General features: G+C 45.2%; 18 protein-coding genes and 1 riboswitch. Of the genes, 13 read left to right on the top strand and 5 right to left on the bottom strand.

The genetic code is table 11. The features are described from left to right. The first annotated feature begins 15 nt into the window (after positions 1–15). The 3 genes from rpoH to glpG all read left to right on the top strand — a co-directional run bounded on the left by rpoH (position 16) and on the right by glpG (position 2499). Entirely contained in the window at positions 16–873 is an 858-nt protein-coding gene (gene rpoH, locus OQJ86_RS19660; protein WP_038872559.1) for an RNA polymerase sigma factor RpoH, read from the top strand. A gap of 466 nt (positions 874–1339) precedes the next feature. Then, a complete protein-coding gene (glpE, locus tag OQJ86_RS19665; protein ID WP_038872561.1) occupies positions 1340–1660 on the top strand; it encodes a thiosulfate sulfurtransferase GlpE in 321 nt (106 codons plus the stop codon). Further along, the gene (glpG, locus tag OQJ86_RS19670) at positions 1660–2499 is read left to right on the top strand and encodes a rhomboid family intramembrane serine protease GlpG (protein WP_038872563.1); all 840 of its coding nucleotides are present in this window, start codon (positions 1660–1662) and stop codon (positions 2497–2499) included. Before glpE ends, glpG begins: the two co-directional genes overlap by 1 nt. Before the next feature lie 97 nt (positions 2500–2596). Here the strand turns inward: glpG and OQJ86_RS19675 are convergent, their stop codons facing one another. Next, positions 2597–3007, bottom strand: coding sequence for a flagellar basal body-associated protein FliL (locus tag OQJ86_RS19675; RefSeq protein WP_038872565.1), 411 nt, complete (start codon positions 3005–3007; stop codon positions 2597–2599). A 153-nt stretch (positions 3008–3160) separates the two neighbouring features. Between OQJ86_RS19675 and OQJ86_RS19680 the strand changes: the two genes are divergently transcribed. Together OQJ86_RS19680 and ubiA are read left to right on the top strand one after the other, a co-directional pair. After that, positions 3161–3700, top strand: a complete 540-nt coding sequence (locus OQJ86_RS19680) for a chorismate lyase (RefSeq protein ID WP_265989547.1) — start codon at positions 3161–3163, stop codon at positions 3698–3700. Then, the gene (gene ubiA / locus OQJ86_RS19685; RefSeq protein ID WP_038872570.1) at positions 3701–4555 is read left to right on the top strand and encodes a 4-hydroxybenzoate octaprenyltransferase; all 855 of its coding nucleotides are present in this window, start codon (positions 3701–3703) and stop codon (positions 4553–4555) included. It begins immediately after the preceding gene. An 87-nt stretch (positions 4556–4642) separates the two neighbouring features. On the opposite strand, the gene plsB is transcribed toward ubiA, so the two are convergent. Beyond that, complete coding sequence (plsB, locus tag OQJ86_RS19690) at positions 4643–7069, bottom strand: glycerol-3-phosphate 1-O-acyltransferase PlsB (protein WP_038874565.1); 2427 nt, start codon at positions 7067–7069, stop codon at positions 4643–4645. 368 nt (positions 7070–7437) lie between these two features. Here plsB and lexA point away from each other — a divergent pair, with 368 nt between their 5' ends. The 3 genes from lexA to dinF all read left to right on the top strand — a co-directional run bounded on the left by lexA (position 7438) and on the right by dinF (position 10485). Beyond that, positions 7438–8058, top strand: a complete 621-nt coding sequence (gene lexA, locus OQJ86_RS19695) for a transcriptional repressor LexA (RefSeq protein WP_038872575.1) — start codon at positions 7438–7440, stop codon at positions 8056–8058. Between the two features lie 233 nt (positions 8059–8291). Then, a complete protein-coding gene (locus tag OQJ86_RS19700; RefSeq protein ID WP_038874562.1) occupies positions 8292–9086 on the top strand; it encodes a class I SAM-dependent methyltransferase in 795 nt (264 codons plus the stop codon). 55 nt (positions 9087–9141) lie between these two features. Then, positions 9142–10485 carry an MATE family efflux transporter DinF gene (gene dinF, locus OQJ86_RS19705; protein WP_038872577.1) on the top strand — a complete coding sequence of 448 codons (1344 nt, stop codon included), beginning with the start codon at positions 9142–9144 and terminating at the stop codon, positions 10483–10485. A gap of 67 nt (positions 10486–10552) precedes the next feature. Here the strand turns inward: dinF and sthA are convergent, their stop codons facing one another. Next, on the bottom strand, positions 10553–11983 hold the full coding sequence (sthA, locus tag OQJ86_RS19710; RefSeq protein ID WP_080869724.1) for a Si-specific NAD(P)(+) transhydrogenase: 1431 nt from the start codon (positions 11981–11983) through the stop codon (positions 10553–10555). A 261-nt stretch (positions 11984–12244) separates the two neighbouring features. Between sthA and fabR the strand changes: the two genes are divergently transcribed. After that, positions 12245–12886 (top strand): HTH-type transcriptional repressor FabR, encoded by a 642-nt coding sequence (gene fabR / locus OQJ86_RS19715; protein ID WP_010444457.1) that lies wholly within the window; start codon positions 12245–12247, stop codon positions 12884–12886. Further along, positions 12886–13251 carry a YijD family membrane protein gene (locus OQJ86_RS19720; RefSeq protein WP_038872582.1) on the top strand — a complete coding sequence of 122 codons (366 nt, stop codon included), beginning with the start codon at positions 12886–12888 and terminating at the stop codon, positions 13249–13251. Before fabR ends, OQJ86_RS19720 begins: the two co-directional genes overlap by 1 nt. Positions 13252–13315: 64 nt before the next feature. On the opposite strand, the gene trmA is transcribed toward OQJ86_RS19720, so the two are convergent. After that, positions 13316–14425, bottom strand: a complete 1110-nt coding sequence (trmA, locus tag OQJ86_RS19725) for a tRNA (uridine(54)-C5)-methyltransferase TrmA (RefSeq protein WP_038872585.1) — start codon at positions 14423–14425, stop codon at positions 13316–13318. A gap of 184 nt (positions 14426–14609) precedes the next feature. Further along, positions 14610–14811, top strand: a riboswitch (cobalamin riboswitch). 57 nt (positions 14812–14868) lie between these two features. Here trmA and OQJ86_RS19730 point away from each other — a divergent pair. From OQJ86_RS19730 to murI, 3 genes are all read left to right on the top strand, one after another. After that, positions 14869–16743 (top strand): TonB-dependent receptor domain-containing protein, encoded by a 1875-nt coding sequence (locus tag OQJ86_RS19730; RefSeq protein ID WP_265989559.1) that lies wholly within the window; start codon positions 14869–14871, stop codon positions 16741–16743. Positions 16744–16826: 83 nt separating this feature from the next. Next, complete coding sequence (locus tag OQJ86_RS19735) at positions 16827–17510, top strand: ATPase (RefSeq protein ID WP_038882250.1); 684 nt, start codon at positions 16827–16829, stop codon at positions 17508–17510. A 40-nt stretch (positions 17511–17550) separates the two neighbouring features. Further along, positions 17551–18357, top strand: coding sequence for a glutamate racemase (gene murI / locus OQJ86_RS19740; RefSeq protein WP_038882251.1), 807 nt, complete (start codon positions 17551–17553; stop codon positions 18355–18357). On the opposite strand, the gene OQJ86_RS19745 is transcribed toward murI, so the two are convergent. Further along, positions 18320–18775, bottom strand: coding sequence for an RNA-binding protein (locus tag OQJ86_RS19745; RefSeq protein ID WP_038873069.1), 456 nt, complete (start codon positions 18773–18775; stop codon positions 18320–18322). The two genes, murI and OQJ86_RS19745, sit on opposite strands and share 38 nt — an antisense overlap. Between the last annotated feature and the right edge of the window lie 604 nt (positions 18776–19379).

Genomic DNA, 19379 nt, shown 5'->3' on the forward strand with positions numbered 1-19379 from the left:
TTGATGAGGAATTGAATGACAAAAGAAGCGTATCCGATGGCTCTAGTCACGCAAGATAGCCTTGATAGCTATATTCGTTCTGTAAACAGCTACCCAATGCTGACACCAGACGAAGAGCGTGGGCTGGCAGAACGATTACACTACAACGGTGAGATAGATGCGGCGAAAGGCCTGATTTTGTCACACCTACGATTCGTTGTTCACGTTGCTCGTGGCTACTCAGGCTACGGCTTGCCAATGGCAGACCTAGTTCAAGAGGGCAACATCGGTCTTATGAAAGCGGTCAAGCGTTTCAACCCAGAAGTGGGTGTGCGTTTGGTGTCTTTCGCTGTTCACTGGATCAAAGCAGAAATCCATGAATACGTGCTACGTAACTGGCGTATCGTGAAGATTGCGACAACCAAAGCGCAGCGTAAACTGTTCTTCAACCTACGTAAGTCTAAGAAGCGCTTAGGCTGGTTTAACAACGGTGAAGTAGAAACAGTAGCACGTGAGCTAGGTGTTGAGCCTTCAGAAGTACGAGAAATGGAATCCCGTCTAGCGGCAGTGGACTCAACGTTCGATATGCCAATGGATGATGACGACAGTTCAAATTCGTACACAGCACCAATGGTGTACCTAGAAGACAAATCATCTGATGTTGCCGATAACATTGAAGCAGCAAACTGGGAAACACACACCAATAACCGTCTAGGCCATGCGCTTGCAAGTCTGGATGAGCGCAGTCAACGTATTGTTCGTTCTCGTTGGTTAGACGATGAGAAAGCAACACTGCAAGACCTTGCTGATGAGTTTGGTGTTTCTGCTGAGCGTATTCGCCAGCTAGAAAAGAACGCAATGAAGAAACTGAAACTTGCTGTTGGTGAGTTCTAACTTCTGCTTCTAATATAAAGTAAGATTTTCATAGAAAGCCGAGATCATGTGATCTCGGCTTTTTTATTTCCGATCCAAAATCGATAGCGTTTGCGATCTATTTTATCTGTGCTGCCTGTGCATAACTCTGTGAAGTAATTATTCATCAACTGTTCGAAAGCCGGACAAAATAAGGCTTTGTCGTGGTTTTACTGCTGGGGATAGTTCTAAATATACACACAGTTAGATCAAGATCATCACTACATCTTGTGGATCAAAAGATCAAAATATACTTTATCAACGCAATTCACAGCTTTATCCACAAATGGTTGTAATGTGAACAGTTTAAAATGACCGGACTATCTCTGTGTCTAAGTTTGGCTTTGGATAGGTTACAATGGCGTCACTATACGCAAGTGACTTTAAGCACCTAAATTTCAGTGCCATGAGGTTGCTTGGGTATATTAATAAGACAATGAGAAAGCAAATGGACCAGTTTCAACATATCGATGTACAAGGCGCGCAAACATTACTTGAGCAAAGTGAAGCTCGGCTTGTTGATATCCGCGATCCTCAATCCTTCGCAGTCGCTCATGCAGAATCGGCATTTCACCTTACTAACGATTCGATCGTGTCGTTTATGGACGAAGTCGAGTTTGAACAGCCTATTCTAGTAATGTGCTATCACGGCATTAGTAGCCAAGGTGCAGCACAATATTTGGTTAACCAAGGCTTCGAACAGGTGTACAGTGTTGATGGTGGCTTTGAAGCCTGGCAACGAGCAGAACTACCGATAGTGAGAAGTTAATGAAAAGATTGGTAACGTTAAATAACCCACGTATGGCGCAAGCCTTCATCGATTACATGGCATCACGCCAGGTTGATATCCAAATCATGCCGGAAGGTGAAGGGCAGTTTGCGCTTTGGTTGACGGATGCGCAGCACGAAGTTGAAGTTGAAGCAGAACTCAAACAGTTCTTAGCCAACCCTTCTGATCCTAAGTACAGTGCCGCTTCGTGGAACGTTGCCGATACGCGAAAAAGTAAGTTTCATTATGCGAGTCCAAGCATCATGGGCATGATCAAAGCGAAAGCAGGTCCGGTTACGCTCGCGATAATGATCACTTGTGCTGCTATTTATTTGCTTCAACTACTCGGTTTTGGACGAGGTGTATTTGATTGGCTGCACTTTCCTGCATTTGAAGGACAGCAATGGCAATTGTGGCGTTGGATAAGTCATGCACTGTTGCACTTTTCGATAACACACATTGTTTTTAACCTGCTTTGGTGGTGGCAATTTGGTGGGGATATTGAACGTCGCTTAGGTTCCGGTAAGCTCTTACAGCTCTTTGTTATCTCAGCTGCCCTATCTGGCGCGGGTCAGTTTTATGTCGAAGGTGCAAACTTTGGCGGCTTATCTGGCGTGGTGTACGCTTTGTTGGGGTACTTATGGATTCTTGGTTACCGCTTACCTCACCTTGGATTAACGTTACCAAAACCGATTATTGGTTTTATGTTGGTGTGGCTGGTATTAGGTTTTGTACAACCATTTATGGCCATTGCCAATACGGCGCATTTAGTGGGGCTAATTTCTGGAATGGCCATCGCGGTATTCGATTCTGGTAAGCAGAAATACCAACAAGCTTAGGTATGTAAAAGCATTCTAAGGTTACTGACAAAGAGATGCTTTGCTGACAATAAAAAAGACCGCCGATTGGCGGTCTTTTGCATTTTGAAAAGCGGACTTATTGGTAAAGGTATTTGGTAAACAGTAAGTCGGCAATGATGGTTTTGCCTGTTTCTGGTAGCAAGGTCTCGTTGAGTTCTTGGACCAACGTTTTTCGTAGGTCCTCACGACCAGACAACGACTTAATTGTATCTTCGGTTTGCTTACCGAGCAGTTCAATTACTGCATCGCGGATTAATGGCTGATGATGCTCTACCACAGCAAGGTCTTGCTGGCTCATGACCATAATATCGATACGTACCTGCACGTAGCCCAGTTTATTCCCTTTTGTGTAAAAGTTGGTGGTTAAGTCTGGTTCTAAGGTGAAGTACGCGAGCTGTGGTCCAGTTTCTTCTTTTTCGGCCCATGTAGGGGATGAAATAAGCAAGCTTAGCGCGACAATAATTTGGGCTACATAACGTTTGTACATATTTATAACTTTTCTTTCTCTGGATCGCGATATTCGAATCGCTTCAGTCTTGGTACAATAGAGCGTCTAAAACAAATAACGGAACTTACAGTTTCAATAAGACGGTAAGTTGTTGCTTTATTGTACGCATAAAGCCACCAATTGAATACTAGTATGAATCAGCCGATATCACTCTATCTTACTTCTTTATTGGAAGTAGAGTGGCAAAACCCCGAAGAATTTGAATTCCCTAACGAATTCGCCAAGCATTGGCTTGAAGAACAGGGCTCTTTGTCACGTCGTTTAGGTCAGCACTGCCAACGTTTAACGGTGGAATTGCTGCATAATCAGATCGTCACTGCTAAGACGTTAAAACAGGATGAGAGCCAGCTATTGTCTGAGCAAGATTGCCTATTGAGAGAGGTGATTTTATGTGGAGACAATACGGATTGGGTCATTGGACGCACGCTTATCCCACGTACAACTTTGGTCGATCAGCAATATGACTTGGCTCAGCAAGGTGATACCCCGCTGGGCTTAACAGTATTTAGCGCTGACAATGTCGAGCGTGACGCATTACAAATGGGCTGGGTAAATCTACCTCATGGCCGTTTTTTGGCGCGTCGCTCACGATTGTGGATGAATCACAAGCCGATGTTGGTTGCCGAGGTTTTCTTACCTAATTCACCAGTTTACGCTAAGGAGAAGGTGTAAATGTCCGCAGAAAAAGCCAAAGCATATTGGCAACTGATGCGAATGGATCGTCCAATTGGCTCACTATTGCTCTTGTGGCCAACAGTCTGGGCGCTTGTCATCGCCGCTCAAGGCATGCCTAGTTGGAACGTTCTGATTGTTTTTGTGTTGGGCGTATTTCTGATGCGCAGTGCAGGATGCGTGATTAATGATTTTGCTGATCGTAAGGTTGACGGCCATGTAAAGCGCACCAAGCAACGCCCATTACCCTCAGGTAAGGTGACATCAAAAGAGGCCATTGGCCTGTTTTTAGTATTAGGTGTGAGTTCTTTCTTACTCGTCCTCACCATGAACCCACTAACGATTCAACTTTCGTTTGCGGGCATCTTCTTAGCCTTCATCTACCCATTCATGAAGCGTTATACCCACTTACCACAACTATTTTTAGGCTTAGCATTTAGTTGGGCAATCCCGATGGCATGGGCAGCACAAACTGGTGAACTGCCTTGGATTGTATGGTTTGTCTTTGCGATTAACGCACTGTGGACTATTGCTTATGATACCCAATATGCGATGGTTGACCGCGATGACGATTTGAAGATTGGCATCAAATCAACGGCGATTTTGTTTGGTCGTCACGATAAGTTGGTGGTTGGGATCTTACAGCTCATTACGCTGGCAATGTTGGTGTTGTTAGGCCAACACTATGAACTTGGTCAAAGTTACTATTGGATGATTTTGGTGGCCGCTTCGTTGTTTGTTTACCAACAGCATTTGATTCGTCATCGCGATCGCGATTTATGTTTTAAAGCTTTCCTCAACAATAATTATGTTGGAATGGTGGTCGCTCTTGGGTTGTTTATCGCATTTTGGTAAGCGCTCAGAAAATGCTCTGTTATCAGTCCTGATATGAAAAAGGCATCCAATTGGATGCCTTTTCTGTTTGTATCAAGGTTCTGCTATTTATGCATGAAGTTGGTGGATGCTCTCTTCGATGGTGAGCTTCACTTCTGGATAAAGTAGAACAAACAGCAGTTTGGCAAATTGCTGCGTCTTTTCGAGGTCACAGTTACCATCACAATCTAAGTACTGTTGTTCTTTCAATGTATTGAACATTGCAGTGAAAACACCTTTGTCGAAGAACTCTGGCGCGTTAATACCGTGTAAACGACCCAAACGCTGTGCAATGTCTTGGCTCTTCTGTTCAAGGTCAGATTTGCCAAGTTCTTGGTCTGCAACGAGCAGGTTCATTGCAATTGAGTAGCGTTGCAGTGTTTCGGTGATAGTACGGCCCAACAATACCAAGGATTGGTTGTTTGACTGGTTGATTTCCAGTTTATCGCCGTCTTGGCAAACCATCTTCTGCTCAATGAACTCGTTCAACGTCTTCACCACAAGCTCATTCAAATCCTCTTCCTTATAGCTTAAGAACAGCTCTTTCTTCAGGAACGGGTAGATTTGAGCAACGTTCTCTTGAATCTTTTCTACGGTCACGTTGCGCTGACGAATGATCATCTGAGCAATCAATGAAGGTAGAGCGAACAAGTGAATGATGTTGTTGCGGTAGTAAGTCATCAGAATCGACTGGCTACGATCCAGCGAAATGATGTCACCCATGGTGTCGGTTTCAATCACAAACTTATCAAGTGAGATAGCGTGATCCACCAACTCTTCAGCCGTTTCTGTTGGAATTGTTGAAGTGTTTGAATATGGGTTGTTCTTAAGTAACTTCAGGTAGCATTCAATCTGGTTGATCAGAGAGTCACGAGATAATGCACGCTGACGAGAAGCCAACAGCGCGGTCGCACATAGAGTTAGAGCGTTAGTCGCAGCCGCATCGTTAATGTGCGTCATCATCTTGTTTGCCAGACCGTTCACCACTGGGTTCATCCATTGTGGTTTACTGCCGCCCATGCGATCGATGTCTTTCGTCCACTCAGGAGCGTGTTCATTCAGGTATTGGTTTAGCTGAATCGGCTCACCGAAGTTGACGTAACCAAGGCCAAAATTGCGCAGTTTACGCAGAGTACGCAACACAAGACCTGCGTTCTCTTTCTCTTTACGCGAACCACGCAGTTCTTTGGCGTAAGTACCCACTTCCATTACGTGTTCGTAACCGATGTACACAGGCACTAACGTTACTGGACGGTTTAGACCGCGTAGCATGGCTTGAATCGTCATTGCCAACATACCGGTTTTTGCTTGCAGCAGACGACCAGTACGTGAACGACCACCTTCACTGAAGTACTCCACCGAGTAGCCTTTAGCAAACAGCTCTGATAGGTACTCACGGAAAATCGTGGAGTACAGCTTGTTGCCTTTAAAGCTACGACGAATAAAGAACGCACCACCACGACGGAAGATTGGGCCCGCAGGGAAGAAGTTCAGGTTGATGCCCGCAGCAATGTGCGGCGGCACCATACCTTCATGGTACAAAACGTAAGAAAGCAGCAGGTAGTCCATGTGACTGCGGTGACATGGTACATACACGATCTCATGGCCATCTTGCGCTAGGCGACGAACGGTCGAAGCGTTGTTGATGTGCAAACCTTGGTACAGCTTCGTCCACAACCAGCCAAGAATACGATCACCGTTTTTCACCAAACCGTACGAGAAGTCCGCTGCAATTTCATCCATGATGCTGTGCGCTTCTTTGCGCGCTTTTTCAATCGAGATGTCTTTGCTTTGTGCTTCGTCTTCAATCGCTTTTTCAATCGCAGGGGATTTCATTAGACGTGCGAACAACACTTGGCGTTGTGGCAAGTTCGGCCCCGAGGCGGCAAGCTTTTGACGAGAGAAGTGAATACGAGCCACGCGCGCCAGCTTATGCGCAATGGCGCTGTCTGTACCGTGAGAGTCCGCCATGTAGCGCAGTGATACTACGGGGCTAAAACGCACCAAACAGTCACGACCAGCACCCATTACCGCTTTCGCTTTTTGTGGCCCATTCATTGGTTGAAGGTACGGTTTGTGGTTTTCTTCTTTACCAGGCTTACGACCCCAAAGTACGGTGGCAGGGATCATTTGTACGTCTAATTCACTATCGAGCTGGTGTAGCTCAAGTAGTTCAGTAAATAGAGAGACTGATTCGCTCGGTACATCATTATCATTGCTCATCACTGTTGGACGTGAAGCAATAAATACGTAGCGAGTAAGGGTTTTGCCATTAATTTCTAGCGGACTGAGTGGGTCAGGTAGACCAAGACTCATCGCTTGTTTTTGTAATGTCAGCAAATCCACGTTCGAACGAAATGGTAAGGCATAAACAATTGGCTTCGTTAGATCGATGTTGAGATCATCAATCGGGTTCGATGGAATTGTGGTGCCCTTTACCATTACCGATAAAGGTAGTTTTAGTAATGAACGTGAAAATGATTGTCCAGAAGACATAAAGTTCACAGCCTCAATAGGTATTCAAACAAGCCTAACCTTATTTCAGTGTCCGCTTCCTTTTCATCAACAGGAAAAGAAATAGGTACGGCTATAGAAATAAGCCTAGGCGATAAATTTTAAGCGCTGCAAGGATAACAGAAACTGGTCAAACCTTTTAATTTTATTGAGTGGAAATTAGTCGAACCCATAGGTTGTTGCTTTCTTTAGACTAAGGAAATCTTTGTTGTTTAAAACGCTAGTTAACTTGAGGTTTGTGGTGGCGTTCATAAAGCGTCGGAAATAAATTAAAAAACAACCAATTGGGTTTTCATTTGTTCATTTACTGGATATACTCACAGTTAACTGTATAAAAAGACAGGTGACATATGAAGCCGTTAACGCCACGCCAACAACAAGTCTTCGATTTGATTAAAAGCAAAATCGAAGACACCGGAATGCCACCAACTCGTGCAGAGATTGCGCGTGAGCTTGGCTTCCGTTCTGCGAATGCCGCGGAAGAACACCTAAAAGCGCTTGCTCGTAAACAAGCGATTGAAATTATCCCAGGCGCATCTCGCGGGATCCGAATCCTACTTGAAGATGCTGCAAACGACGATCAAGGTCTGCCTTTGATTGGTCAAGTTGCTGCTGGTGAGCCGATTTTGGCTCAAGAGCATGTGGAGTCTCACTACCAAGTGGATCCTGCTATGTTCAAACCAAAAGCAGACTTCTTACTTCGCGTAAACGGCGAAAGTATGAGAGACATCGGTATCATGGACGGCGATTTGCTGGCTGTGCATAAAACTCAAGACGTACGCGACGGTCAAGTTGTGGTTGCGCGTGTTGATGATGATGTGACAGTGAAGCGTCTAGAGCGTAAAGGCTCTACAGTACTTCTGCACGCAGAGAACGAAGAGTTTTCACCAATCCAAGTTGATCTAACATCGCAACACTTGACGATCGAAGGTCTAGCAGTGGGTATCATCCGTAACACTGACTGGATGTAGGTTTCTTACCTCAAGCATTCTAATAAAGCCCAGCTCTCTGCTGGGCTTTATGTTTTCTGCGCTTTCTTTCCCATTTTGATTTTCTTCAAAGCATATTTCTTTTCTTCCAAGCATAGTTACGCTCGCACTGATTCAGAGCGTTTGGCTGTTGCGTTAAAACTTGCAAATGATATTGAGATTTATTATCATCCAATTCCATTTAACCATTTTCTTTTCGGCGCAAGGAAATGCCCATGTCCAAGCCTCAACATCACGTACCTAATCATCTGTTGAAACCGTTATTTTTGCGTAGCCGCGAAAGCTTGGTCGATAACGGCTTGGTGTACGATCCGATCGCTGCAAAAGCGTGCTTGAGCTGCAAAATGGCACCAGATTGCATCAGTGGCGACGTCGATCAGAAGCAGCTGCTGCACGTGACTTTAACTCAGTTGTGCGATCAGCAGGTCAGTCACTTTCTTCAACAACACTCAGACGCTTGGATCATCAACGTAGGTGCGGGCTTAGATACGCGCTTCTACCGTTTGGATAATGGTCGTTGTCATTGGATTGAACTGGATGTCACCGAGAATCTGGTTTGGCGTCAGCGATTGTTCCACAAAAACGAACGTTACGAGCATCGTTGCGGCAGCGTAGAAGACATGAGCTGGTTAGACGAGGTGCGCATTCCTGAAAAAGCACCAGTACTGATCCTGTGTGAGATGGCTTTACTCGATTGCGATGAATCGCGCGTTGCGACCTTTATTCAGACATTGGGTCGTCATTTTGTTTCGGCAGAAGTGTGCATGGTACTAGCAGGTGACTTAACCGAAAGTAAATGGGGGCAGAAGCTCGGCTCAGATACGTATGCTCACGGTTTTGAAGCTCCGGCAGAGCAAGTCTTGCATTGGTTACCATGGGCACAATGGGTAAAAGCCTTCTCACCATTCGACCGATTCTGTTCACGTTGGAAAGCATGGCAACGTTGGCTGAATAAAATCCCAATGTTGAAGCATCGCCTCACGCCAGTCCTCGTTCACATCAAGTGGTAATTGAATAGGCATTGAACACTCAGGTACACTCGCTGATCTAAACAACGAGGTGCCTGTGACAAACTCTATCTTTTCTCCTTTATCGAACCCTCAAGTGCATCGCCAAGTGTTAGCGCTCGCTATCCCTATGGTGCTTTCGAATATTACTGTTCCACTATTGGGCTTGGTTGACGCTGCGGTGATCGGTCACCTTGAACACGCTTGGTATCTCGGCGGTGTTGCGCTTGGTAGCACCATGATCAGCGTGACGTTTTGGTTGCTTGGTTTCTTACGCATGTCGACTACAGGGTTGGCGGCGCAGTCTTATGGCGGTGAAGACCGAAAACAACTCGCTTTGGTGCTTATGCAAGGCTCACTAATGGCATTGCTGTTTGCGTTGGTCTTTCTTATTGCTCATAACCCAATCGCGGACCTGATCTTTGGTTGGAGTGATGCCAGTGCTGAAGTGAAGCACTATGGCATGCAATATTTCTCTATCCGCGTATGGAGTGCACCTGCTGCACTGATGAACTTTGTTTTGTTGGGTTGGCTGCTTGGAACACAAAATTCCAAAGCACCAATGTGGATGGTGATCATCACCAACGTGACCAACATCGCGCTCGATTTACTGTTTGTGATTGGCTTGGGCTGGAAAGTAGAAGGCGCAGCGCTGGCATCGGTGATTGCTGATTACTCAGGCATGGCGTTTGGCTTGATGTGTGTGTGGAAAACATGGCGTGCACGTCAGTTACCATCTCCGAAGAGCCTGCTAACCGATACTCAACATGGGCTAGGGCGTTTCGTAAAACTCAATCGCGATATCTTCTTACGTTCGCTATGTTTACAAGCTACGTTTAGCTTTATGACTTTCCAAGGTGCGAGCTTTGGTGATGATGTGGTTGCGGCTAATGCGGTATTGATGAGTTTCTTGATGATGATTTCCTATGGCATGGACGGTTTCGCTTATGCCATGGAAGCCATGGTTGGTAAAGCGATTGGCGCGAAAGACCGAGCGCAACTCAGTGCTTCGTTGATTGGTACGTTCTTCTGGAGTCTGATCATCTGTTTAGGTTTGACTGCGGTATTTGGTTTGGCGGGATCGCAATTGATCGCCATGATCACTTCGATTGACGCGGTGCAGCAGCAAGCGTCGATATATTTACCATGGCTGGTGGTCATGCCATTGGCATCGATGTGGTGCTTCCTGTTTGATGGCATTTTTGTTGGAGCCACCAAAGGTAAAGACATGCGAAACAGTATGTTTGTGGCGACTTGCTGTTTCTTCGCGATATTCTTTTTGTTCTCTGGCTGGCAAAACCATGCGCTATGGTTTGCGATGACCAGTTTCATGGCAATGCGAGGGGTTGGACTCGGCGCTATCTTTTTCTATCAATGGCGCAAGGGACGTTTTCTTGTCTAGTTACACATAAAAAACAGCAGGTCGAGACCTGCTGTTTTAGCTTTTGGATCATAACAACCCAATTGAATTAGAATAATCGGTTCAAACCGTTCAGTGCCGCTACGCGATAGGCTTCTGCCATCGTCGGGTAGTTAAAGGTGGTATTGACGAAGTATTCAATCGTATTGGCTTCACCTTTTTGTTCCATGATGGCCTGACCGATGTGGATGATTTCTGCAGCGCGCTCACCAAAGCAGTGAATACCAAGAATCTCTTTGGTTTCGCGATGGAAGAGGATTTTCAAACTGCCGATGTCTTTACCTGCAATCTGTGCACGAGCGAGATGTTTGAATGAAGAGCGTCCCACTTCGTAAGGCACTTTCGCCGCAGTCAGCTCTTGTTCGGTTTTGCCCACAGAGCTAATTTCTGGAATGGTGTAGATACCCGTTGGGATGTCATCAATCAGATTGCCGTCAGCTTGTCCTTTAGTGATGGCTTGTGCCACGAAACGACCTTGGTCATACGCTGCACTCGCTAGGCTAGGGTAGCCAATCACATCACCGACTGCGTAGATGTGTTCCACTTCTGTACGGTAGTTACCATCTACTTTGAGTTGTCCGCGTGAATCACCTTCAAGTCCAACCGCAGGTAAGTTGAGTTTGTCTGTGTTACCCGTTCGACCGTTAGCATACAGTAGGCAATCGGCTTTCATCTTCTTACCAGATTGAAGATGTACGATAACGCCATCTTCGGTGCCTTCAATTTTCTCGAATGTTTCATCGTTACGAATTACCACACCACTGTTCCAGAAGTGGTAAGACAATGCATCTGAGACTTCGTTATCTAAGAAAGAGAGCAGACGGTCGCGAGTGTTAATCAAGTCGGTCTTCACGCCTAAACCGCGGAAAATAGATGCGTATTCACAACCAATCACACCCGCACCGTAAATGATGATGTGGCGAGGGTCGTGTTTCAGACTCAGGATGGAGTCGCTGTCGTAGATGCGTTCGTGCAAGAAGTCGACGTCGTTCGGTTGGTAAGGGCGGGAGCCCGTGGCGATGACGAACTTATCTGCCGAATAGATTTCTTCTGTCCCGTCACTTTGCATCACGGCAATGGAGTAATTATCGATAAAACGCGCAGTGCCGAATAATAACGAACATGAGTTGCGATCATAAAAGCCCTGACGAAGTCGCGTTTGCTTGTCGATGACCGATTTTGCGTGGCCTAAAATGTCAGAAAATGTTGCATGAAGGCTGGTGTTATTACGACAGAATAGCGGGTTGCTATTGAATTCAATGATTCGGCTAACGGCGTGACGCAATGCTTTAGATGGTATGGTTCCCCAGTGCGTACAACCGCCACCAACACTGCTTTCCTTTTCTACGATGGCAACATTTAGGCCTGCTTTGGTTAACCCCATTGCCGCCCCTTCTCCGCCGGGACCACTACCAATTACGATCACGTCATAGTGATTAGCATGCGCCATGATGTCTTCCTTGTTATATTTGTTTAACATTGCTGTAGCGGGATTTTAACTCATTTACTCTAGGAGGAACATGTTATGCCGACTAGAGAGTGGAAGTGATCACGCAGAATCAACCAAAAGAACGAATTGGTATGTTGCATGTCTACTATTTGGATGGAGAGGATTGCAATTGGATGCATGCCAGTAGTAACGTGCTCGCCGCTTATTGGCAGACAACGTTACTTTATACGTGGGGTCGATATGCGTTATATTGAGGTTCTTGTACCCGATAGAAAAAGAGCAAGTTTAAGAATGAAATCGATGGGAATCCGCGCGCAGCAAAAAGAAAAAACACGTCGATCACTGATCGATGCGGCATTTAATCAACTCAGTGCGGACCGCAGCTTTTCTAATCTCAGCTTGCGAGAAGTCGCCCGAGAGGCTGGAATTGCGCCAACTTCTTTTTATCGTCACTTCAAAGACATGGATGAGCTTGGCTTAACCATGGTAGATGAAGGCGGTTTGTTGTTACGCCAACTAATGCGCCAAGCGCGTCAGCGTATTGTCAAAGAAGGCAGTGTGATTCGAACTTCGGTTGAAACCTTCATGGAATTCATTGAAAGTAGTCCTAACGTATTCCGCTTATTGTTGCGTGAGCGCTCTGGCACTTCTTCTGAATTTCGTACTGCCGTCGCTCGAGAAATTCAGCATTTTGCGGCAGAATTAACCGAGTATTTAATAAGCACTGGCATGACCAAAGAAGAAGCGTTTACTCAAGCAGAAGCGTCAGTCACTTTGGTATTCAGTTCTGGTGCTGAAGTTTTAGATTTAGATCGACGCGAGCGCGATGAACTCGCCGAGCGATTGATCATGCAATTGCGAATGATAGCCAAAGGGGCCTATTGGTATCGCAAAGAACGTGAACGTAACCGATTAAAAGGCGGGATAGAATAATGTCGAATGGAAATAAATCTGAAAAGAAAACGCTGATTTTGGCACTGGTTGCAGGTATGTGTGGTGATGCTTTATTGTCATGGTTGACCATGAGTGAAGTATCTTTCTCAATCTTCCCTTTGATTGCACTCGTGCTAGCAGTACAGGCCCTTTACCAAGAATACCTTAACAACCCTGTATCAGAAGATATCCCGCTAGTTGGTTTGGCGTGTTTCTTTGTTGGTGCATTTGGCCACTCTGCTTTCATCAAAGCACAATACCCAGAAGCCGGCTCTAACTTCTTCGCGATTCTAGTTTCAATGATTCTGTTGGCTTGGGTTGGTAAAAAGCTGGGCTTTATGGAGAAGAAAGCTTCTGCTGAATAAGCAAAACAAATTCAATAAAAAGCGAGCCAATGAGCTCGCTTTTTTTGTATTTGACGCTGGTGGATTACGCTTTACGTTCTAGTAAAACGCCCGCTTCCATATGGTGTGTGTAAGGGAACTGGTCAAACAGAGCAAAACGAGTCACGTTGTGCGTTTCACATAGAATGTCCAAGTTCTCTTTCAAAGTATCAGGATTACAAGAGATGTACATGATGCGCTCGTAACCTTGCACCATCTTACAAGTGTCGACATCCATACCTGAGCGTGGTGGATCGACAAAAATCGTGTTGCAGTTGTAGCTCTTTAGATCCACTCCTGCATCTTGTAGGCGGCGGAATTCACGTTTACCTTCGATTGCTTGAGTAAATTCTTCTGCTGATAGACGTAGGATTTGTACGTTATCAATCTCATTTGCTGCGATGTTGTATTGCGCAGAAACCACAGATGGCTTCGCCAATTCAGTTGCAAGAACGCGGTCGAAGTTTTGTGCCAGCGCCAGAGAGAAGTTACCGTTACCACAGTAAAGCTCTAGTAAGTCGCCTGTGCTTTCTTGAGTGCAGTCGACCGCCCATTCCAGCATCTTCTCTGCTACTTTGCCGTTTGGCTGTGTGAAGCTATTTTCAACCTGCTGGTAAATGTAGCTTTGACCGTTTACGTCCAGCTTTTCGATCACGTAGTCGCGGTCTAAGACAATCTTCATCTTACGAGCACGACCAATGATGTTTAGGTTGAAGCCTTCATCATTTAAACGTTGCTTAAGTGCTTTTGCGTTTTCAATCCACTCTTCATCAAGTTGGCGATGGTAAAGCAGTGAAACCAGAATCTCGCCACTTAAGGTCGATAGAAAATCCACTTGGAACAGCTTGCGACGCAAGGATTCATTGTCTTTCATCGCATCCACTAAGAGTGGCATTAGATCGTTGATCAGACGGCTAGCTGCTGGGAATTGGTCTACTCGATATTTCTCACGAGTTTCCTGATCGAACATGATGTAGTACAGGTCTTCACCTTCATGCCAAACACGAAACTCAGCACGCATACGGTAATGCTGCTCTGGTGATTCAAACACTTCCAGCTCTGGCACGTTGTATGGCGCGAACATATCCGTGAGACGTTCGACTTTTTCAGCCAGTTGTTCTTGGTAGCGTTGTGGATTTACATCAAGAGTAGCCATGATCTTACCTTTTATGGTGCATTCAATTTTAGAGCGCAGATTTTATTCAATCTCAACAGTATGTCCAGTTTTGTACTCTATTTGGTTTAAAGATAGTGTGTTCTGTGTCAGTTGATACGCAAATGAACCAAAACGTTACAATTGTTAGGGCTAATATTGGCTGGACAAATAATCAATAGCTTAATAGTATTTGCCCCAAGCTGGTGCTATCTAGCAATCTAGATGGCTGAAATGGGAATCTGGTGAGAATCCAGAACTGACGCGCAGCGGTAAAAGAGAACGAACGCTCATCAAGACACTGCATTAGTTTATGTGGGAAGTCGAGCAATTAGGTGGTACTGCCATGCTCTTGAGTCCGAATACCTGCCAGCAACTGAGCCACAGCACTGGACTACTTAAAACGAGTAGGGCTCGGTAGGAATTACGCGAATTAGGACAATACAATGAGAAAAACGTTTCTTGCGATCACGTGTGCATCGCTGCTTTCACCTACCTTTTATTTACAGGCCCAAGAAGCCTCTGCAGACGAAACGGTTGTGGTTACCGCAAACCGATTCCAGCAAATTGATGGTGCGGTTCTCGCACAAACCGTTACGGTAACTAAAGAAGATATTGAGCGCCTGCAAGCAAACAGTCTGTTTGATGTGTTCCGTACACTACCGAGTGTTGAAGTTGCTCAGTACGGTGGACGTGGTCAATCTGCCTCTATTTATGTGCGAGGTGGTAGTTCATCCCAAGTTCTTGTTTTAGTTGATGGTGTGCGCATGCCACGCGCGATAATGGGCGGCGTCGATTTTAATCAATTTCCAATCAACTCTATAGAACGTATCGACTACATTCGTGGTGCACGTGCTTCTATTTACGGATCAGAAGCGATTTCTGGCGTCATCAACATTATTACTCGTGCAAACATTGATAGTGATGCAAGTCGTGTGTCCGCTGGTTATGGTTCGGACAATCATAAAAAAGGAACGTTTGTTGTCTCTAAGCCAGTCGGTGAAGGTAAACACTTTAAGGGCGTATTAGGCTACGAGAAAACCGATGGTTTCAATGTGAAGCCGTTGCCAGGTGTGAATGATGGCGATGAGCACGGCTTTGAAACGCTCAACCTAAAACTAGGCTACCAACAAAACTTCTCTGATAACTTATCAGGCTACGTTGGTCTGAGTGCTTACAATAATGAGTATGACTACGACAACAGTAGTTATGGAAACCCAGCATGGGGCACCGTTGATAAACACGAGAAGAAAACCGGTGAAGTTGAGTATGTCGGCGCCGATCTGTCGTTGGAATACAACAAAGACGTGTACTCATCTGAGTTGAAATTGGCTTACGGCCAGCAAGACAACTATGACCATAAATCAGGTCAAAGCAAATCAACCGGCGATCACGTTGCTATTGAGCAGTTCAATGCGATTTGGTTGAACTCGTACAGCGTAAACGAAGAGCTGAGCGTTGGTGGTGGTTTGGACTACCGCACAGAAAAGCTAACCAAGGGTTATATTGCCCCAAGTGATTGGGGACCTGCTAAAGATTACGACCCAGAAAAGAACCCAAGAACCAATTTTGGTGCTAGCGCAATTGCTCAATATGCGTATGACGTATGGACGTTAGAAGCGAGCGTACGTAACGATGAAAACAACCAATTTGGCAACAACACCACTTGGCAAACTGCTGCGGGTTGGAAGTTTTATCAAGGTTATGAATTAACGCTAAGCCACGGTACAGCTTTCCGAGCTCCGAGCTTTGTTGATTTGTATTATCCAGGCTACGAAATGCCAAATCTAAAACCTGAAGAATCAGAAAATACCGAGCTGTCACTATCGGGAGCTGTATCGATCCTTGATTGGACGGTAACGGGTTACTACAACCAAATTGAGAACATGCTAATTTGGGAAGGTGCGGGCATGCAAAATGTCGGCGAAGCAGAAATCAAAGGTGTAGAACTAGAGGTGAAATTCGATACAGATATCGTTTCTCATGAGTTTTACTTAGATTACAAAGATCCAGTCGATAAATCTGGTGCAGAAGATACTCAACTGGCATACCGCGCCAAGCGTGGTGCTAAGTGGAATGCTTACGCGACGTTTGACCAATGGACATTGGGCTCACAGTACCTTTACCAAGGTGAACGTTTTAATGGCAGTACAAGATTATCGAGTTACAGCCTATGGAACTTCACCGCTTCTTACGCGGTGAACCAAAACTGGGATGTTAATGCGAAGCTAAGTAATGCCTTCGATAAAGATTACGAGATGTACTCAGGTTACGCGACGCCGAGGCGTCAGTACTTTGTCTCGGCGGACTACCGCTTCTAATCGAATCCAACAAGACCGCCACATCGGCGGTCTTTCTTATTGTGAACAAAGAAGCTGGTGTAAATCGGTAACGAGGCAAGTAAATGACAAAGGCAAAACGTGTTGTGATTAGCTGGTCGAGTGGTAAAGACTCCACGTTAACGTTAGAGCGTCTAAACGAAAATCCGCATTATCAGGTGGTTGGCTTGTACACAACTTATGTTGATAAAGAAGTACCTTTCCAAGCAACGCCACTTGAGGTTGTGCAAATGCAGGCGGACTTACTTGGTCTTTCGCTCATTACCATCGAGCTGCCCGAAGTCTTCCCGAGTAACGACATTTATCAATCGACCATCGTTCATGCATTGGAAAATAGTGGGCTGAATGTAGAAGCTGTCGCGTTTGGTGATATGTTCTGCAATGGTATAGCAGATTATCGACGTAGCTATATTGAGCCTGCCGGTTGGGAATGTGTATTCCCATTACTGGGGGAAGAGAGCAAGGCATTGGCATTTGAAATTGTCGAGCGTGGTATTCAAACCATGCTAATCACCACCGATGGAGAAGTATTACCGTCGGAGTGGTGTGGACGTTGGTATGACAAAGCGCTGATTGAGTCATTACCCGGTCATATTGACCCCTGCGGAGAAAATGGTGAATTCCATACATTGGTGACATCAACGCCATCATTTCAAGGACATATAGAATTGACTAAGCTTGAAGTGGAAATAGGGGAGCGATTCAGCCATCAAAGATACCAAGCCAAAGCATTGCCAAAACAAATCTAACCAGTATGATCGCCGAGTCTCTAATTTGCAGGTAAGACTCGTGCGAGCATCAAGTAAGAAAAAAGTCCTAGTGTTTGACTCCGGTGTTGGAGGGCTATCTGTCTTTCAAGAAATCCACCGACTTCTTCCACACATGGATTACTTGTATCTATTCGACAACGAAGCTTATCCATATGGCGAGCTCGATCAAGATGTACTGATCACTCGTGTCAATCAGCTAGTGGCGGCATTGGTGGAAGAGCATCAAGCCGATATCGTGGTTATTGCGTGCAATACGGCAAGTACCATTGTGCTGCCTTCCTTGCGCGCTAATCTATCCATTCCAGTGGTTGGAGTGGTCCCAGCAATAAAGCCTGCTTCTTTACTTGCCTCTCTAGGTGTCGGGCTCATTGCTACGCCAGCGACCGTCACTCGTCAGTATACTCATGAGCTGATTCGTGATTTTGCTCAAGGAAAACCTGTTGAATTGTTAGGTTCTACTCGCTTAGTGGATATGGCGGAAGAAAAGCTGCGCGGGGAAAGTATCTCTTTAGTAGAACTCGAAAGCATTCTTCTACCGCTACGCAATAAAGTGGATGTTGCAGTACTTGGCTGTACTCACTTTCCTTTGATTAAAGATGAAATCAATCAAGCGTTAGGTGGAGAAGTCACGCTAGTTGATTCTGGTGAAGCGATTGCTCGTCGAGTAAAAGCGTTACTCATGAGTGATATGAAGCAAGAGAGTAAAGAGGAAGGGAGCAAGAAAATTTATGCCAGTGCACCTCCTTGGCAAGAAGATGCACTGAATATCTGTCTGGCAGAACTAGGTTTTAATCCTGTTCAAGTTTACCGCCATCCGGATGTTTAGGGTCGTTAGCAATTCGAACTTTCAGAGTTCGCTCCATATATTCCTTTTCATTGAGTTTCGCGATAGCAGGTTTGGCATCAGCCGCGGCCATCACGACAAAACCAAACCCTCTTCTTTTACCGGTGCGTTTGTCTTTCATTAAGCGCACCGCATAAACCTGCCCATACTCCGCAAACAAATCACGAACGTGACTCTCATTTGCTTTATAAGGCAAGTTGCCGACATACAGCGTTTTGGTCGAAGGATCGGAATCAGAAGGTTGAATAACAGGTGTCTTGCTAGAAAGTGAAAACAGAAAAGCAGTAGCGACAACACCAATAACAAAGCTCAAGGCTGGTGGAACCGGTAATTGAGAGAAGATAACTCCCCCGATAACCGCTAACCCAGCACACAAGGTCAGATTTTTTTTAGACGTCATTTTGATTACTACATATAGATGATAAAGAAATTGTCTGTCTATTAACAAAGTAGACACATGGATCTTACGTATATGGTTGGTGTTTTTCCAACCAATTGCTGTGATATGTCTCAAATGTGACGAAGAAATATGCAGATATAACGCATTTGATGGATAAGTGAGCGCTTGAATTGTTTTTTTAAAAAAAGGGGTTGCGCTCATTTCTGAATTCCCTATACTGCGCATCCACCGACACGGAGTGAGACGAAAGTCACACAGCGAGTCGGGAAGAGAGAAAAAAGAATTTGAAAAAAATGCTTGACTCTCTCACGGTGTGAAGTAAGATACGCACCCCTAACGACGAGCAACTAAGTTGCTGAAAATGTTAGAAAAGCTCTTTAAAAATAAGAACCTATCAATCTGTGTGGGCACTCGTTGATGATAATCCAATTAGATACCTCGGTATCAAATTAGGTTTCAATGAACTGAGTGACCAATCAAGTCTTCGGACTTGGCACAGTCAATTCATTACCATTCTGTTGGAATGGTAATAGCTTTAAAATTACTTCTTACTTTCGAGTAAGGATGAGTTTTGAAGTCAGTATTCGTTGAGCCGAACAAAATC

Source organism: Vibrio sp. Sgm 5, from assembly GCF_026241575.1.
GTDB lineage: Bacteria > Pseudomonadota > Gammaproteobacteria > Enterobacterales > Vibrionaceae > Vibrio > Vibrio jasicida.

What these genes read in the sequence shown, in the direction of transcription:
- OQJ86_RS19720 (WP_038872582.1), top strand. Translation starts at nt 12,886, where the DNA reads ATGTCGAATGGAAATAAATCTGAAAAGAAAACGCTGATTTTGGCACTG.
- sthA (WP_080869724.1), bottom strand. Translation starts at nt 11,983, where the DNA reads ATGTTAAACAAATATAACAAGGAAGACATCATGGCGCATGCTAATCAC.
- OQJ86_RS19745 (WP_038873069.1), bottom strand. Translation starts at nt 18,775, where the DNA reads ATGACGTCTAAAAAAAATCTGACCTTGTGTGCTGGGTTAGCGGTTATC.
- OQJ86_RS19675 (WP_038872565.1), bottom strand. Translation starts at nt 3,007, where the DNA reads ATGTACAAACGTTATGTAGCCCAAATTATTGTCGCGCTAAGCTTGCTT.
- ubiA (WP_038872570.1), top strand. Translation starts at nt 3,701, where the DNA reads ATGTCCGCAGAAAAAGCCAAAGCATATTGGCAACTGATGCGAATGGAT.
- plsB (WP_038874565.1), bottom strand. Translation starts at nt 7,069, where the DNA reads ATGTCTTCTGGACAATCATTTTCACGTTCATTACTAAAACTACCTTTA.
- glpG (WP_038872563.1), top strand. Translation starts at nt 1,660, where the DNA reads ATGAAAAGATTGGTAACGTTAAATAACCCACGTATGGCGCAAGCCTTC.
- OQJ86_RS19730 (WP_265989559.1), top strand. Translation starts at nt 14,869, where the DNA reads ATGAGAAAAACGTTTCTTGCGATCACGTGTGCATCGCTGCTTTCACCT.
- trmA (WP_038872585.1), bottom strand. Translation starts at nt 14,425, where the DNA reads ATGGCTACTCTTGATGTAAATCCACAACGCTACCAAGAACAACTGGCT.
- fabR (WP_010444457.1), top strand. Translation starts at nt 12,245, where the DNA reads ATGAAATCGATGGGAATCCGCGCGCAGCAAAAAGAAAAAACACGTCGA.
- OQJ86_RS19735 (WP_038882250.1), top strand. Translation starts at nt 16,827, where the DNA reads ATGACAAAGGCAAAACGTGTTGTGATTAGCTGGTCGAGTGGTAAAGAC.
- lexA (WP_038872575.1), top strand. Translation starts at nt 7,438, where the DNA reads ATGAAGCCGTTAACGCCACGCCAACAACAAGTCTTCGATTTGATTAAA.
- rpoH (WP_038872559.1), top strand. Translation starts at nt 16, where the DNA reads ATGACAAAAGAAGCGTATCCGATGGCTCTAGTCACGCAAGATAGCCTT.
- OQJ86_RS19700 (WP_038874562.1), top strand. Translation starts at nt 8,292, where the DNA reads ATGTCCAAGCCTCAACATCACGTACCTAATCATCTGTTGAAACCGTTA.
- glpE (WP_038872561.1), top strand. Translation starts at nt 1,340, where the DNA reads ATGGACCAGTTTCAACATATCGATGTACAAGGCGCGCAAACATTACTT.
- OQJ86_RS19680 (WP_265989547.1), top strand. Translation starts at nt 3,161, where the DNA reads ATGAATCAGCCGATATCACTCTATCTTACTTCTTTATTGGAAGTAGAG.